The following is a 14,494-nucleotide window of genomic DNA, read 5'->3' on the forward strand; positions in this document are numbered from 1 at the left end:
ACGAAAAAACCCCAGGCCGCTGACCTGGGGTTTTGGCTCCCCCGGCTGGACTCGAACCAGCAACCCTTCGGTTAACAGCCGAATGCTCTGCCAATTGAGCTACAGGGGAACGCTCTGGCCTGCCCGGATCGCTCCGGGCTGACGGGAGAGAACTCTAGCTCATGGGCGATCGCGCTCTGCAAGCACCCCCCGGCAGTTTCGCGCGCCTTGGGGGACAATGAGTGATCGAGCCGGACACACCAGGAGGCGGGCATGAAGACTTTCCTGCTCGGCGCGGCCGTCGGGTACGTGCTCGGGGCGCGGGCGGGGCGTGCGAGGTACGAGCAGATCGTGCGGACCTACCGGGCGGTCGCCGACCACCCCGCGGTCCAGGGCGCGGCTGGCGTCGTGCGCGCCAAGGTCGGCGAGAAGGTGGGTGACAAGCTGCCGTTCGCGCGCTCCCACAGTGGGCCGAACGGCCACCGGGCCCGCGAACCGAAGGCGACGCAGGCGTAGCGGCTCGCCTGCCGGGGGTCCGAGGGCTGTCGCGGGGTGGTGGTCACCCTGCGGTCACCGGGCCCGCGAACCGAAGGCCGGCGCGGTGAGCGTGACGAAGAAGCACGGGTGCTCGGCCACTGTCTCGGGCACGCGCTTGCCGCCGACGAGCCCTGTCTTCGCGAGCTGGTAGGTGTCAGTCCGATAGCTCTCCGCGCACGCCGGACAGACGAGGCGCGGCGGTTCTTGCACGCGACGTAGAGCAGTCCATCCGGGATGTCGTCAGTGACCCGCTCGACTTCACCGCCGCCCCAGTCCGCTTCCACATGAAGGCGCACAGGTCGGGAGCAGGCGGCCCCAGGCATGACGTCCAGTGGTAGTCGGGGCTGGTAGCGCGGCGAAGCAGATCCCGGGCAAGGTCTCGAGCGCTCAAACAGACACCGCCCCGAAACACCGAAGACGGTCGAGCGCTGGATCACCAAGGGCCGCACGCCCTACGCGAAGTCGCGGCACAAGATCGCCGCGATCTTGCAGGAGAGCGAGAGCTACCTGTGGCCTGACGCGCTGTCCGAGGCCAAGGCGAGCGAGGTCAGCAACTCCGAGATCGTGAAGGTTTACGCCCACCGCAACTCGGTGCCGGCCGACCTCTGGGACAAGCTCCTGGACGAGGTGACGACGTACGTGGACATGCTGGTCTACGTGGGCATGTTCATGACCGAGAAGCCCGGGCTGCTGGAGCTGCTGCGCCGCAAGGCCGAGGCAGGGGCACGGATCCGGCTGCTGTTCGGCGACCGGGACGCACCGGCGGTGATTCAGCGCAGCACCGACGAGGGCATCGGCCCGCACACGATCTCGGCGAAGATCGACCACGCCCTGGCCTACTTCCGCAAGCTCGACGGCGTACCCGGAATCGAGATCCGCACGCACCGAACGGTGCTGTACAACAGCATCTTCCGGTTCGACGACGAGATGATCGTGAACCCGCACGTCTACGGCAAGATGGCCGCTCACGCCCCCGCCCTGCACTTGCGGCGACTGTCGGCGGGTGACCTGTTCACCACCTACGCGGACAGCTTCACCGCCGTGTGGGAGCACGCTCAACCGCACAAGTGGGAGGACTGAGGCTCGTGCCGAAGAAGGACTACTACGACGACCCTGACGCCCCGGCGGCCAACAGCATCGTGCCTGCGGTCGCCGCTGTGGTGCGCAACGAGGCCGGCGACATCCTGATGATCGAGCGCACCGACAACGGACTATGGGCGCTCCCGGGTGGAGCCCAGGACCTCGGCGAATCGGTGGTGGATGCCGTACGGCGCGAGGTCGAGGAAGAGACCGGGCTGACGGTCGAGGTGATCGGGATCAGCGGCATCTACTCCGACCCGAAGCACGTGATCGCCTATGACGATGGTGAAGTGCGGCAGGAGTTTTCGATCTGCTTCCACGCCCGCCCACTTGCAGGCACGTTGCGGCCCAGCTCGGAGTCACGACAGGTGCACTGGGTGGCGCCGGAGCGCCTGAACGAGCTGGACATCCACCCCTCGATGCGGCTGCGCATCGATTACGCGATCAAGAACCCTGCGGACGTCCATTTGGGTTAGCCGCCGAGACGGCGGAAAGACGGCCCTTCGTGCGCTCGACGGCTGCCAGCAGTTCGGGAGTGGCGCCGGTGATGAACCGAGTCACAAGATGGTCAGGGCCGTAGCGCCGCTTGAAATCCGCGATGCGGTCTTCGGCGTCGACGGTCTCGCCGTCCGGCGAGGTGGTCAGGTCGCAATACCAGAGGGCGTCGCGGATCGAGCCGCGTTCGTCGTGGAAGTCGGCCAGTTCTTCGGTCAGCCCCCGCAGTTCGGCTTCGTAAACGGCGTAGGAGTGGTGTGCGACGAGGTGCACGAGCCGCTCGGGGGCATCGATCTTCACGAGATAGGTAGCGCCGTCGATGGGATGAAAGCCAGTGTCGACCAGATCGGGGGCATACCCGACGTCGTGAAGGATGGCCGCGGCTTCGAGCAGTTCGGCGTCCGATCCGGCGACTGGCGCGAGGGTGCGCGCCTGCCGAGCAACCCCTTGGACGTGGGCCCATCGTCGAGGCAGCGCGTCATGCAGCTTCGCCTCGGAGAGGTCGTATGCTCACGAAATCAGCGACATCCGCCCACCGTAACGTCAAGATTCAGCGGACGCACGAGGCCCGCGCACGAAGGTGCCCTTGGAGCGGACGGTCACGACCGGGCCGAGATCTCTGAGAATTCTGGTCGCGTGGCGGGCCGTGCCCAGTGAGACGCCGTACTCGGCAGCCAGCCGCCGTTCGGCCGGCAGTGGGGAGTTGGGCTTCAGTTGGCCCGCAGCAATGAGCCTGGCCAGATGATCGGCCAGCTGATCGTAGATGTACTTGTCCGGGTTGCCGTCCCGATCAAAGACGATGCGTTCGTCGACGGCCTGGCCGTCGAGGTCATCGCTCATGCTCCCTCCTGCCTGTCGGCAATACCGGTTGCGCGCCCCGCCGCGTGGCGGTGCCGCCCGTTGCGGCAGGGCACGAGAGCCGGAGTATCCGATTTTGGGATATCTGCTGGCTGTCCGGTCGCCTTGACAGGTGGAGAAGTCGATCTACTCGGCCGAGTACCAGCAGCTCTGCCGCCTCCTGCGCGAGCTACGCGAGGAGGCCGGCCTCACGTAGGCGCAGATAGCGGAGCAACTAGGGGTGCCGCAGTCGTTTGTCAGCAAGTACGAGGCTGGCGAGCGACGGCTCGACGTAGTCGAGCTGAAACACGTTGCCCTCGCTATTGGGCGATCACCGCTGGAAATCCTTTCAGCACTCGGCGCGGATTGGCGAAGTGCCCGCTAGCACAAGCTCACCTGCAGCAAGTGCAACCTCCTCCGAGGTTCAATCATTAGACTGAGCCCTATATGCTGCATCGCGGTCAATCCCTGAACCATTATGCCCACCGCGGTCCTCAAGTAAAAAATACTCGCGATTGAAGTCACTCTTGAGCTGATCGCAAATCCTCGCAATTGCAGCTGTCCTGCGCGCCTCATCCATGTCCTCGGCAGCGCCGACCTTTTCCATTATTTTATGAAATGTACCGGAGTCAATCCTTCTGCCTAATCGTACGCCAAGGGACGTGGGAAAGACGGCAGAAAATGCAGACCTAGCGTCAGCTGCCTTTGGAGCCAGCGTGAAAAAGTTGAGCAGAAAATCCGGGCGCATTACATAACGTGATCCATGTTCCCGCACCAGGGGTCGAGTGTGTTTCAAGATCGAGGTTTCGCCTGTCAACCACCAGGTCTGATACCCAAATTCCGACACGGTTGATGATTCTCGCCTCTTATTCCGACGTCCGTAAACTGCCAGAGCCATCAAAGCGTCATTGTACGCAAGGCGTCGATCTTTCTTGTCCGTCTCAAGGGCTGCCGTTAGTGATTCGACGTCGGAGTCACTACTGAAGGCTCTCAGTTCTTCACGGGTCCGAAATTCGAGACCGAATGTGACCTGAAGATACATCCGAACCGCGTCCTGCGCCGACGGTCGGCGTAAATCGCCATAATCGCAGAAGAGTCCCACAAAGGCCGGCCATCCTTTCGGCCGGCGTCTGCCTAGATCGTCACGCAAGCGTGCATACAGATACGCACGCAGTAAGATATGTGGAGCTTCGCGTGCTGCTTCGTACGTCAGGTGGCTTTCTCGGCCGGCGACATGGTTGTTATATTCTGCGTCGCAGACGCGCAGATGACCGATGACTTCTTCAAGGACAGGACCAGTGAGTATTAGTTTGGCGCCAAGACGTCGAGCCATCAGCAGAGTGTTCTTTGTCATTTGATCAGGAGTGTTGAGGTAGTATTCACTGAGTGCCCTAATCAACACATCGGAACCGACATAGAGGTAGAAGTCTCCCGCCATGTCTTGGAAAAACTCTACAAGCCGGGGTTCCGTGTTCAAGGTGAAGAGCAATGCGTACGTTTTCGCCAATTTGTGGAGATAAGTTCTCTCATCTTCATTCGAGTCGTAGAGAACTCGCCGAACCGCGTCGAACGCCGCAGCGCCGATACTCAAACCACGTCTGCCGGAATGCCCAAACTCGCTGAGAGCCTGCTTGATGGCGTCCGCGATAGCCGGATAGTCCGAACTCGCCGAGGGATCTTCCAGAAACGAAGAAAATTCTAGCCCCTCTTTTTCGAATGCTAATTGAAGCGCTCGCAATGAAACCTCTGCAGCACTGGCGATGCCTTTTTCTCCGAGTCCGTCGGGGTCAGCTTGCCGGATGCGTTGCTCAAGGCTTTGCTTGACGTCAAGAATCAGGCCCTCGTCCTTGACGTTCTCCCCTTCGAGCCTGGATCGGGTCTCATAGGGAAGACAGAACTTATTGTCTTGCTGGTACCACCGGACAGCTCTGCCGGTCTCGTAGCTCTTTCTAGACATGGCGCGAAGTCGCCGCCGCAACCTCGGTGCCACGAGCGCTTCAACGCTTGGCAATTCATGGATTATTCGTTCTCGCACCTGGTCTTCGGTTCGGAATTCACCAAGTTCCGGGTCCGTGCCCTCCAATGCCCACAAAATCAAAGCATCGGTCACCGCGTCAACTAACTTCTCATCTCCGCGTCGCCGTTCGACTTCCTGAGCTAGAAACACGAACACTGCGGGCGATTTGACATGCCTCGACGGTGCAATAAGGCTATTTCTTCCGATATTACGTAAGAAATCGGTGTAATGCCTGAGGTGCTCATTGAATGCAGCAATGGTGCGGAAACCGTCGTTGACGTGAGAAACGATATATTCCCCGTCGCGTATAACTATGGAGACGTCAAGTTCGTCCGTCAGGTCCGCTTCGACCTTGTCAATGTACTTGACGCGCTTGGATGTGATATATATAAGCCTCTCCGGTGATCTACCGAACTCACGCAGTCGCTTCACTGTGCGGCGGACCTTGGCCTGCGCATCCTGCTCAATACTAGCTTGGTAGAATACGTTAGTCGTGCGGTTCGATTCAAAAATTCCACCCTCGAAAGCGTCAGCACCCCCATCCTTATTTCCTCCGAGCGGAACATAGCTCCCACCTGCAATCGCGGGATAGAACTCGTTGACAAATCGTTCAAACGAAGCGCCCTCTGTCTTTTCGAGAGCAATCCTCACAACTTCTGAAGATATGGGAGAGATAGACATCGCGCTCCCTTGGGAAACGGTGGAGTGGGTGAGAACTTTCTTTACGTCTTCAAGCCGCCCTGACGGGCGGGCGCGCGGGCCGAACTGGCGCGCGGCCGAGCTAAGCCGCTCCGCTTGGCACGGCCGCGCTCAACGCCGTCGGCCGGCGCGCGCGGGGGACAGTGGAAGGCGCACGAGAAGGGCACGGGGCACCCGAGGCAGGCGACTGCCGGAAGGCGCCACCTTTCCGCGATCGCCGGATGGTCAAAGCCGGGACGGGCGCCGTCAACCCCGCTTCGCGCCGATCACGCCTCCGGTGGTCGGCTCGTGCACGCACAGTCACGCGCCGTACGTCGTGGCTTCGGCGTGATCGGTTACAAGGGTTGACAGCACCCGGCCCGGTTATGGGCGGCTTTGGATCGCGGAAAGGTGACGAGCGGTCAGTCGGCAGCCCGTTGAGCAGCGTTGTTGCCCGCGCGCGGCCCGCCGCAGCTGACATCCAATCGTGACATCAACCGCAGCGGACGAGCGCGAACAGACATGGCGAAAGCCGACGAACGAGGGCGAGCCGCAGCAGCAAAAGCCCAGGTCGCCGGTAGTCACCATGTAGCTGTTAACCGAAGGGTTGCTGGTTCGAGTCCAGCCGGGGGAGCTTCCACCCCAGGTCAGGCGGCCTGGGGTTTTTTCTTGGCCGACGAAAAAGGGGCACGCCACCGGCGTGTGACGTGCCCCATGCCGAGAAAAGAATCAAACGCTCCGCAGCACCGACACCACGGCGCCCAGGATCACGGCCCGGTCGCCGTCGATCACCTCGTACGCTGGGTTTCGCGGCTCCAGGTACACGTGGCCGTTGCGGCGCCGGTACACCTTCACCGTCGCCTCCTCGTCGATCATCGCCGCGACTATTTGGCCCGAGTGGGCCTCCGACTGCTGCCGCACCACCACGATGTCGCCGTCGCAGATTGCCGCGTCGATCATCGAGTCGCCGCGCACCCGGAGGCCGAACACCGTGCCGCGGCCGGTCAGTTCCCTCGGCAGCGTCAGCGTGTCGTCCATCTGCTCGATCGCCGAGATCGGCGTGCCCGCCGCGATATCACCCACCACGGGCACCGGCACCGAATCATCCGACGAGGAACCAGGCGACGACGAACCAGCCAGGAACGCCCGCACATCGATCGGCCGGGACATCTTCGCGCTGCGGCGCAGGAAACCCTTCTCCTCCAAGGCCGCCAGGTGCTTCGACACCGACGACGAGGACCGCAGCCCGACCGCCTCGCCGATCTCCCGCGTGTTCGGCGCGTACCCGTACCGGTTCACCCAATCGCGGATCGCGACCAGGATCCGCTGCTGCCGCTCGGGCAGTGACGCCACGTCCAGGTGCTCGAAAAGATCGTCGTAGGAGGCCACCCGCGGATGTTAGACGCTCACACCCGCGCCACCGCGAACACCCGCCGGAACGGGAACCACGTCGTCCCGTCCGCGCGCGGCGGATAGGCCTCGTTCAGCAACGGCGCCAGCTCGGCGCGGAACCGCTGCCACTCGTCGTCGTCCAGCGCCGCCCGCACCGGCCGCAACGCGGTCCCGGTGATCCACTCCAGCACCGCGTCCGGCCCGCTCAACCGCTGCACGTACGTCGTCTCCCAGGCGTCCACCGAACACCCCGCGTCGGCGAACAACTCCGCATACTCCGCCGGCGAGTCGACCGCTTCGACGCCCCGCAGCCCGCCCACCCGCGCAGACCACTCCGGCCGGGCCACCACCTCCCGGACCAGCGTGTGCGACGGCGAGTCCATGTTCCCCGGCACCTGCATCGCGAACCAGGCGCCCGACGGCAGCTCCCCCACCCAGCGCCGCAGCAACGAACGGTGCTCCGGCACCCACTGCAACACCGCGTTGGTGACCACCACGTCCGTGTCCGGCTCCGGCGACCACTCGCGCACGTCGGCCACCCGCGCATCGAGCCCCGCAGCGCGTGCCGCTTCGACCATTTCCGGCGAGCTGTCCAGCGCCTCCAGCTTCGCCCCTGGCCAGCGCGACTCCAGCGACACCGTCAGGTTTCCGGGCCCGCAGCCCAGGTCCACGACCCGCCGAGGCTCAGCCGCGTCGATCCGGCCGATCAGGTCGTAGAACGGGCGTCCCCGCAGGTCCGCGTAGTCGAGGTACTTCGCAGGATCCCACACAGTACGAGCGTACTGCTAAGCCTGGGGCGGCGCCAGCTTCTCCGCGGCCTCCCGCGCGATCGCCGCGACGACGTCGAGGTCGACGCCCGGATCCGGCCGCGCCTGCAGCACCACGCCGTCGCGCCCGGGCAGTTTCCGCTGCACGAACCACACCCCGCCGCTGGTCAGCTCCGCCCGGTGGCGCGCCCGGATCGAGCCGTCCACGCGCTGCCGGACCAGCCACGGCACCTTGCCCGGCCGCGGCAGCTCGAACCGCACCGGCTCGCGGTCGCGCAGCACCACCGCGGCGCCTGCCGTGCCGGTCTCGTCGGCCTCGGTGACCGTCAGCGCCCCGTCACCCCAGACCGCCTTGCTGATCAGGTGCCAGCCGATCCGCCGGGCGCCATCGGGCACCGGAATCCACAGCCCCAGCTCGGTGACCACCAGGTGCCCGCCACCGCGGACCGGCGCCGACCCGATCGCGTTCTCCCCCTCGGCCAGGCGTCCGGGGAAGTCCTCCGGCAGCGGGTCGCCGACCAGCCGTCGCAGCCACCGCACGGCCTACCCCAGCCCGCCGATGGCCTGCGCCTTGAGCGCCTTGCGGTACTCCTCCAGGGCGACGAGGTCCCCGAACAACGCGCGGTAGTCGTCGGCCGCCTCGATCGGCGACAGCCGCTGCAGCCGCGACTTGATCTCCGCGATCTGCCGCCCGACCAGGTTCTCCTGCACCGCGGCGATCATGCTGCCGATGTAGTGCCCGTCGGCCTCGCCCTTGGCGCGCAACGGTTCCACGGCCAGCTCGGACAGCAGCGAGCGCACCGGACCGTCGGGCGTGTACGGGGTCGCCGCGTCGATCAGCGCCGGCCCGGCCAGCCCGCTGCCCGTGCCGCCGGCCTTGAGCACCGCGCGGTGGACCGCCACGTACGCCGGGTGGGTGAAGGCCTCCTCGGGCAGCGCGTCGTACTCGGGGCCCGCATACGCCGGCTCCTGCAGCGCGGCCTTGAGCACCTCGCGCTGCGCCATCAGCCGCGGGTCGTTCGGGTCCGGGCGCGGCACGTCCGCCGCCGGGGTGCCGTTGACCCGCTGCACCGGCTTGCGCCCGTTGGTCCGGACCGCGCCGCCCGCGCTCTCCCGCACGCGCCGCACGACCATGGCCTCGTCCTGCCAGCCGACCCACCACGACAGCTTGGTGGCGTAGCCGTCCCGCTTCGCGCGGTCCTTGATCTGCGCGACCAGCGGCACGGTGCGCTGCAGCGCGGCGACCTGCCCGTCGACCGAGTCGAGGTCGTACTCCTTGAGGATGCTGCGGATCGCGAACTCGAACAGCGGCGTGCGGCGGGCGACCAGGTCGCGCACCGAGGCCTCGCCCTTGGCGAGCCTCAGGTCGCACGGGTCCATGCCGTCGGGCGCGACCGCGATGTAGGTCTGCCCGGCGAAGGTCTGCTCGCCCTCGAACGCCTTGAGCGCCGCCTTCTGGCCCGCCTCGTCGCCGTCGAAGGTGAAGATGATCTCGCCGCGGAACGCGTCGTCGTCCATCAGCAGGCGGCGCAGCACCTTCATGTGCTCCTCGCCGAACGCCGTGCCGCAGGACGCGACCGCGGTGGGCACGCCGGAGGCGTGCATCGCCATCACGTCGGTGTAGCCCTCGACGACGACCACCTGGTGGCGCTTGGCGATCTCCCGCTTGGCCAGGTCGAGCCCGAACAGCACCTGCGACTTCTTGTAGATCGGGCTCTCGCTGGTGTTGAGGTACTTCGCCTGGATCGGGTCGTCGTCGTGCAGCCGCCGCGCGCCGAACCCGACGACGTCGCCGGACAGGTCGCGGATCGGCCACACCAGCCGCCGGTGGAACCGGTCGATCGGGCCCTGGCGGCCCTCCTTGACCAGCTGGGCCTTGAGCAGCTCGCTGAACTCGAAACCGCGGTTGAGCAGGTACTTCGTCAGCTTGTCCCAGCCCGCCGGTGCGTAGCCGCAGGTGAACGTGCGGGCCGCGGTCTCGTCGAAGCCGCGCTCGGCGAGGAAGTCGCGGGCGATCTGGGCCTCGGGCGTGCGCAGCTGCTCGGCGTAGAACTCGGCGGCGGCCTTGTGCGCCTCGACCATGCGGCTGCGCGTGCCGCGGTCGCGCTGGACGCTGCCGCCGCCACCCTCGTAGGTGAGCCGGAACCCGACGCGGTCGGCCAGCCGCTCGACCGCCTCGACGAACGGGAGGTGGTCGATCTTCATCAGGAACTTGATGACGTCGCCGCCCTCACCGCAGCCGAAGCAGTGGAAGGTGCCGTGCGTGGGCCGGACGTTGAACGACGGGGTCTTCTCGTCGTGGAACGGGCACAGCCCCTTCAGCGCTCCCCCGCCGGCGTTGCGCAGGGCCACGTAATCGCCCACGACCTCGTCGATCCGGTTGCGCTGGCGCACCTCCGCGATGTCACTTTCCCGGATCCGGCCTGCCACGACGACCAGTCTAGTGACCGGCGGGGCCGGGTCGTACGGCACACTCGGGTGTGTGAGCACGCTGGATGGGGTCGCCGCGGAGTTCGCCGGGCTGCGCGCGCACCTGACCGCCGTCGCGTACCGGCTGACCGGCTCGGTGAGCGACGCCGAGGACGCGGTCCAGGAGTCGTGGCTGCGGCTGGCCGCGCTGGACGAGCGCAAGCGTGCGGAGATCCAGGAGCTGCGGGCCTGGCTGACCACGGTGGTCGGGCGGATCTGCCTGGACCGGCTGCGCTCGGCGACCGCGCGGCGGGAGAAGTACGTCGGCCAGTGGCTGCCGGAGCCGATCGTCACGCCGCTGGGCGCGCCGTCTGCGGACGACCCGCTGGAGGCCGCCGTCCGCGACGAGGGCGTGCGGATGGCGGCGATGATCGTGCTCGACAAGCTCACGCCCGAGCAGCGGGTGGCGTTCGTGCTGCACGACGCGTTCGCCGTGCCGTTCGACGAAATCGCGGAGATTTTGGGCGTCACCACGGCGACGGCGCGGCAGCACGCGTCGCGTGGACGGCGTGCGCTGGACGACGCGCAGCCGCCGCCGCGCGCGGAACTGGCCGAGCAGCAGGAGATCCTCGACCGGTTCATGACAGCATTGGCGAAGGGCGACGTGCGGGCGGTGGCCGAGGTGCTGCACCCCGACGTCGTGCTCATCGGCGACAGCGACGGCAAGGCCAAGACCACGGTGCAGGTCATGGTGGGCGCGGACAAGATCATCCGCTTCTTCCTCGGCCTGCTGCGGTTCTACCGCCCGGAGGCGCTGGCCGGCGGCCGTCCGCTGCTGGTCAACGGCGATCTCGGGTTCTACCTGCCGCCCGCCCCGGGCGGCGACGGCTACCGGCCGCTGGACGCGCACCTGGAGACGTTCACCGTCCGGGACGGGCTGATCACCGCGATCTACGACCAGGCCAACCCCGACAAGCTCAGCCGGCTTGCGGAACCCGGCACGCGTCCCCCGACGTGAAGCCCTGGTCGGTGATGTCGAGGGCGCTGTTGACGCGGGCGCGCTGGTTCTCCAGGCCGATCAGGTAGGTCAGCTCGATCAGCCCGGGCCGGCCGAACTCGCGCTCCAGCTCGGCGACCTGCTCGTCGGTGACCGCGACCGGGGTCTCGGACATCGCGTCGGCGTAGGCGAGGGCGAGGCGTTCGGCGCGGGTGAACAGCTCCGACGTGGCGTAGTCGTCGATGTTCTTCAGGCGGTCGATGTCCAGGCCGTGGTGCTTCTGCAGCATCGTGCCGAAGTCGACGCATCACGAGCAGCCCAGCCGCACGGCCGTCCGGTACTGGGCGAGCTCGGCCACGTTCACCGGCAGGTGCTTGATCGCCTTCTCGACGAGCATCTCGTGGATCCCGCTGGCGCGCATCAGGGCCGGCCGGTGCGCGGCGACGGCGAACGGCTCCGGCACGGCGCCGAAACGCTTGCGCGCGTAGCGGTAGACGAGCTTGGTGAGCAGGCCGGCGTCCTTTTCGGACACCGCGGGGATGCGTGGCATGTCGTCCTCCTTCGTGGTCCTGCCGAGGGGACGAGACGGCCGCGCGAGATGTGACAGCGAGCGGGTGGCGCCGGTCACCGCGCGGCGGGCGATCGCGGACGGTCACGGCGACAAGAGCTACCTCGCCGTGTTCGAGGTCTTCAAAAAGGCGGCGAGCTAGCCGACGGCTTCCCGGGGTGTGACGGCGAGCGCCACGGCCATCGCGAGAGCGGCGCACGCGAACGCGATCGTCAACCCCGGGCTGCCGAACCCGCCGGTGCACAGCACTGCGACCGCGCCGAGGCCCGCGGTGCCGACGACGCCTCCGGCCTGGCGCGCGAAGGCCAGCACACCCATGCTCGCGCCTAGCACTTCCTTCGCCGCGGTGGTCTGCACGAGCAGCGTGTACGCCGACGCGGTGAGCCCGAACGCGGCACCGGCCAGGAACAGCCCCGGCACGAGCACGGCCACGCCGGCGTGCGGCGCGAGGGCCAGCAGGACGAGGCCCACAGCGCCGCTGGCGCAACCGAGCCGCCCCCAGGCCGGCAGGTCCGGCCACCGGCGCGCCCACGCCGCGAAGGACGCCGAGGTGACCAGCTGACCGGCCGTCATCGCGGTGAGCAGCGCGGACGTGGCGCCGATCAGCGCGATGGCCAGGGAGACGTAGGTGAAGGTCCCGAACAACGCGAGCCCGGACAACGCGGTGACGACGACCGCGCGGCGGGTGGTGCGGTCGGAGAACATCGCGCGGACGGCAGGTCGCAGCGGCGGGGTCCGGCCGGTTCCGGTGGGCAGGCCGCGGAAACCGATCGCGAGGGCGATCAGGCACAGCGGGAGGTTGAGCAGGAAGATCCACCGCCAGCCCGGTCCGGCGACGAGCAGCGCGCCGAGCGGCGGGCCGCCGACGGAGGCGAGCGCGAAGACCGCCGTCTGCCACCCGGCGCGGCGGATCAGCTGGTCGCGGTCGAACATCTCGCCGAGCGCGCTCATCGCGGTGACGACGAGCCCGCTGCCGCCGACGCCCTGGACGGCTCGCGCGGCGACGAGCGTGGCGATATCCGGTGCGGCGGCGCAGGCCGCCGACGCGGCGGCGAAGACGAGGACGGACCCGGTGAAGACGGCGCGCCGGCCATGGCGGTCGCCGAGCCTGCCGAGCACGAGCGTGGCGAACGTGACCGTGACCAGGTAGGCGGTGGTGACCCCGGCGACGGCCGTCCCCGCGGCGAGGTCGGCCTGCAGGGCGGGCAGCGCCGCGACGACGACGGTGGTGTCGAGCTGGGCCATCAGCATGCCGAGCAGCAGCGCGGCGAAGGCGCGGTTCTTTGCGTGCATTTCGCACATATTATGCGTGTGTTTTGCACACATGCAAGGATGACGGCGGACGGAGGGAGTTTTCGATGGCCGCGGGGCGCGCGTTGTTCCGGCTGGTGCGGTTCTGGTCCCGGCGCTGGGCGCCGGAGGTGGCGCAGCGGCTGGACGAGGACGCCCCGCGCACGGCGACCGTGCAGAACCTGTACGTCGTGGAAGCCGTGCACAGCGCCGCGCCGCGCGGGGAGGTCACGGTCGCCGACGTGGCGCGCCAGCTGGGCCTGGACCGCTCGGTCGCGAGCCGGATGATCGCCGACGCCGTGCGCGACGGCTACCTGCGGCGCGACACGTCCGCCGAGGACGCCCGCCGCGCGCGGCTGTCACTCACCGAGGCGGGCGCGGAGTTCCTCGCGGTGTCGCACGCGCACCAGGAGCAGGTGTTCGAGGCGCTGGTGGCGCACTGGCCGGCCGAGGACCGGCGCCGCTTCGCGGGCTACCTCGACCGGCTGGCACGTGAGGTGCTGGACTCCTAGCTGTAGGGAGCATGGACGTTGTTGACGGTGTGGTCGGTGTGTCGGGTTGATCAAGGTGAAGACCTCCGTGTGGGGTGAAGGTGCTTGACGCCTTTCCCGCACGAACGGAGGTCTTCGTGTCTCACCGTAATGCCCGGTTGACGGAGTATGGGCGGCGGTTGCTGGTCGAGCGTGTCGCGGCGGGGCGGCCGGTGGCGCATGTGGCGGCGGAGATGGGGGTGTCGCGGGCGACCGGGCATAAGTGGGTGCGGCGGTTCCGCGAGGAGGGCCAGGCCGGGCTGGCCGATCGGACCAGCCGGCCGCACACCTCGCCCACTCGGGTTTCTGCCGAGGTGGAGCAGGAGGTCCTGCGGCTGCGGCAGGACCGCCGGCTCGGTCCCGCGCGGATCGCGGGAATCCTCGGCATGGTTGCCTCGACGGTGCACCGCATCCTGGTGCGGCGCGGCATGCCCAAGCTGGCCGGGCTGGACCGGCCCACCGGCGAGCCGATCCGCCATTATGAGCGGGACCGGCCGGGCGAGCTGGTGCATGTCGATGTGAAAAAACTCGGACGGCTCCGCGAAGGTGGCGGATGGTGGGCTCACGGTCGCGGCAGTGATCAACACAAGGCCGCCCGCCGCGCACCCCGGGTCGGGTTTGAGTTCGTGCACTGCGCCGTCGACGATCACTCCCGGCTGGCCTATGCCGAGATCCACCCCGACGAAACCGCCACCACCTGCGCCGCCTTCCTCCGCCGCGCCGCACAGGCCTTCGCCGCCCACGGCATCCCCGCCATTGAGCGGGTCATGACTGACAACGCCCTGGCTTACCGGCGCTCGCTCGCCTTCCGCACCGCGCTGGCCGACATCGGGGCCAGCCATCGCTTCACCCGCGCCTACCGACCCCAAACCAACGGCAAAGCCGAACGCTTCAACCGCACCCTCGCCGAAGAATGGG

Annotated in this window: 17 protein-coding genes, 1 tRNA gene and 1 pseudogene; 8 read left to right on the forward strand and 11 right to left on the reverse strand. The window is 67.4% G+C overall.

What is annotated here, in order from left to right; all coding sequences use genetic code 11:
* Positions 1-33: 33 nt before the first annotated feature.
* Positions 34-109: transfer RNA gene (locus tag L2C96_RS27690), tRNA-Asn, on the reverse strand.
* A gap of 143 nt (positions 110-252) precedes the next feature.
* Between L2C96_RS27690 and L2C96_RS27695 the strand changes: the two genes are divergently transcribed.
* Positions 253-495 carry a hypothetical protein gene (locus tag L2C96_RS27695; RefSeq protein WP_017981268.1) on the forward strand — a complete coding sequence of 81 codons (243 nt, stop codon included), beginning with the start codon at positions 253-255 and terminating at the stop codon, positions 493-495.
* A 54-nt stretch (positions 496-549) separates the two neighbouring features.
* On the opposite strand, the gene L2C96_RS27700 is transcribed toward L2C96_RS27695, so the two are convergent.
* On the reverse strand, positions 550-726 hold the full coding sequence (locus tag L2C96_RS27700) for a replication initiator (protein ID WP_237338337.1): 177 nt from the start codon (positions 724-726) through the stop codon (positions 550-552).
* Between the two features lie 276 nt (positions 727-1,002).
* On the opposite strand from L2C96_RS27700, the gene L2C96_RS27705 reads away from it, so the two are divergent.
* On the forward strand, positions 1,003-1,596 hold the full coding sequence (locus tag L2C96_RS27705) for an XRE family transcriptional regulator (RefSeq protein WP_237338338.1): 594 nt from the start codon (positions 1,003-1,005) through the stop codon (positions 1,594-1,596).
* 5 nt (positions 1,597-1,601) lie between these two features.
* The gene (locus L2C96_RS27710; RefSeq protein WP_237338339.1) at positions 1,602-2,072 is read left to right on the forward strand and encodes an NUDIX domain-containing protein; all 471 of its coding nucleotides are present in this window, start codon (positions 1,602-1,604) and stop codon (positions 2,070-2,072) included.
* On the opposite strand, the gene L2C96_RS27715 is transcribed toward L2C96_RS27710, so the two are convergent.
* Both L2C96_RS27715 and L2C96_RS27720 read right to left on the reverse strand, forming a co-directional pair.
* Complete coding sequence (locus tag L2C96_RS27715) at positions 2,041-2,577, reverse strand: HD domain-containing protein (RefSeq protein ID WP_308191185.1); 537 nt, start codon at positions 2,575-2,577, stop codon at positions 2,041-2,043. The genes L2C96_RS27710 and L2C96_RS27715 overlap by 32 nt on opposite strands.
* A gap of 57 nt (positions 2,578-2,634) precedes the next feature.
* Positions 2,635-2,931, reverse strand: coding sequence for a winged helix-turn-helix domain-containing protein (locus L2C96_RS27720; RefSeq protein ID WP_237338340.1), 297 nt, complete (start codon positions 2,929-2,931; stop codon positions 2,635-2,637).
* Between the two features lie 220 nt (positions 2,932-3,151).
* On the opposite strand from L2C96_RS27720, the gene L2C96_RS27725 reads away from it, so the two are divergent.
* Positions 3,152-3,313: a helix-turn-helix domain-containing protein gene (locus L2C96_RS27725; RefSeq protein WP_308191186.1), complete on the forward strand. Its 162-nt coding sequence runs from the start codon at positions 3,152-3,154 to the stop codon at positions 3,311-3,313.
* Positions 3,314-3,352: 39 nt separating this feature from the next.
* On the opposite strand, the gene L2C96_RS27730 is transcribed toward L2C96_RS27725, so the two are convergent.
* The 5 genes from L2C96_RS27730 to dnaG form a co-directional block, all read right to left on the reverse strand.
* On the reverse strand, positions 3,353-5,626 hold the full coding sequence (locus L2C96_RS27730; protein ID WP_237338342.1) for a hypothetical protein: 2,274 nt from the start codon (positions 5,624-5,626) through the stop codon (positions 3,353-3,355).
* Positions 5,627-6,352: 726 nt separating this feature from the next.
* Entirely contained in the window at positions 6,353-7,012 is a 660-nt protein-coding gene (lexA, locus tag L2C96_RS27735; RefSeq protein WP_237338343.1) for a transcriptional repressor LexA, read from the reverse strand.
* Between the two features lie 17 nt (positions 7,013-7,029).
* Positions 7,030-7,785, reverse strand: coding sequence for a trans-aconitate 2-methyltransferase (locus L2C96_RS27740; RefSeq protein WP_237338344.1), 756 nt, complete (start codon positions 7,783-7,785; stop codon positions 7,030-7,032).
* Between the two features lie 15 nt (positions 7,786-7,800).
* Positions 7,801-8,322: a hypothetical protein gene (locus L2C96_RS27745; RefSeq protein ID WP_237338345.1), complete on the reverse strand. Its 522-nt coding sequence runs from the start codon at positions 8,320-8,322 to the stop codon at positions 7,801-7,803.
* A 3-nt stretch (positions 8,323-8,325) separates the two neighbouring features.
* A complete protein-coding gene (gene dnaG / locus L2C96_RS27750) occupies positions 8,326-10,212 on the reverse strand; it encodes a DNA primase (protein WP_237338346.1) in 1,887 nt (628 codons plus the stop codon).
* Between the two features lie 13 nt (positions 10,213-10,225).
* Between dnaG and L2C96_RS27755 the strand changes: the two genes are divergently transcribed.
* On the forward strand, positions 10,226-11,209 hold the full coding sequence (locus L2C96_RS27755) for a sigma-70 family RNA polymerase sigma factor (protein WP_237338347.1): 984 nt from the start codon (positions 10,226-10,228) through the stop codon (positions 11,207-11,209).
* Here L2C96_RS27755 and L2C96_RS27760 read toward each other — a convergent pair.
* Positions 11,169-11,738: pseudogene (locus L2C96_RS27760) on the reverse strand (carboxymuconolactone decarboxylase family protein). The gene L2C96_RS27755 and the pseudogene L2C96_RS27760 sit on opposite strands and share 41 nt — an antisense overlap.
* Here L2C96_RS27760 and L2C96_RS27765 point away from each other — a divergent pair.
* The gene (locus L2C96_RS27765; protein ID WP_237338348.1) at positions 11,737-11,898 is read left to right on the forward strand and encodes a hypothetical protein; all 162 of its coding nucleotides are present in this window, start codon (positions 11,737-11,739) and stop codon (positions 11,896-11,898) included. The pseudogene L2C96_RS27760 and the gene L2C96_RS27765 sit on opposite strands and share 2 nt — an antisense overlap.
* On the opposite strand, the gene L2C96_RS27770 is transcribed toward L2C96_RS27765, so the two are convergent.
* Entirely contained in the window at positions 11,895-13,049 is a 1,155-nt protein-coding gene (locus tag L2C96_RS27770; RefSeq protein ID WP_237338349.1) for an MFS transporter, read from the reverse strand. The genes L2C96_RS27765 and L2C96_RS27770 overlap by 4 nt on opposite strands.
* Before the next feature lie 65 nt (positions 13,050-13,114).
* On the opposite strand from L2C96_RS27770, the gene L2C96_RS27775 reads away from it, so the two are divergent.
* Together L2C96_RS27775 and L2C96_RS27780 are read left to right on the forward strand one after the other, a co-directional pair.
* Positions 13,115-13,558 (forward strand): MarR family winged helix-turn-helix transcriptional regulator, encoded by a 444-nt coding sequence (locus tag L2C96_RS27775; protein ID WP_237338350.1) that lies wholly within the window; start codon positions 13,115-13,117, stop codon positions 13,556-13,558.
* Positions 13,559-13,674: 116 nt separating this feature from the next.
* Positions 13,675-14,494, forward strand: an 820-nt coding sequence (locus tag L2C96_RS27780) for an IS481 family transposase (protein ID WP_237338355.1), incomplete at its 3' end; no start/stop codon positions are given.

The sequence above is a fragment of the Amycolatopsis tucumanensis genome, assembly GCF_021654135.1.
Lineage (GTDB): Bacteria > Actinomycetota > Actinomycetes > Mycobacteriales > Pseudonocardiaceae > Amycolatopsis_E > Amycolatopsis_E tucumanensis.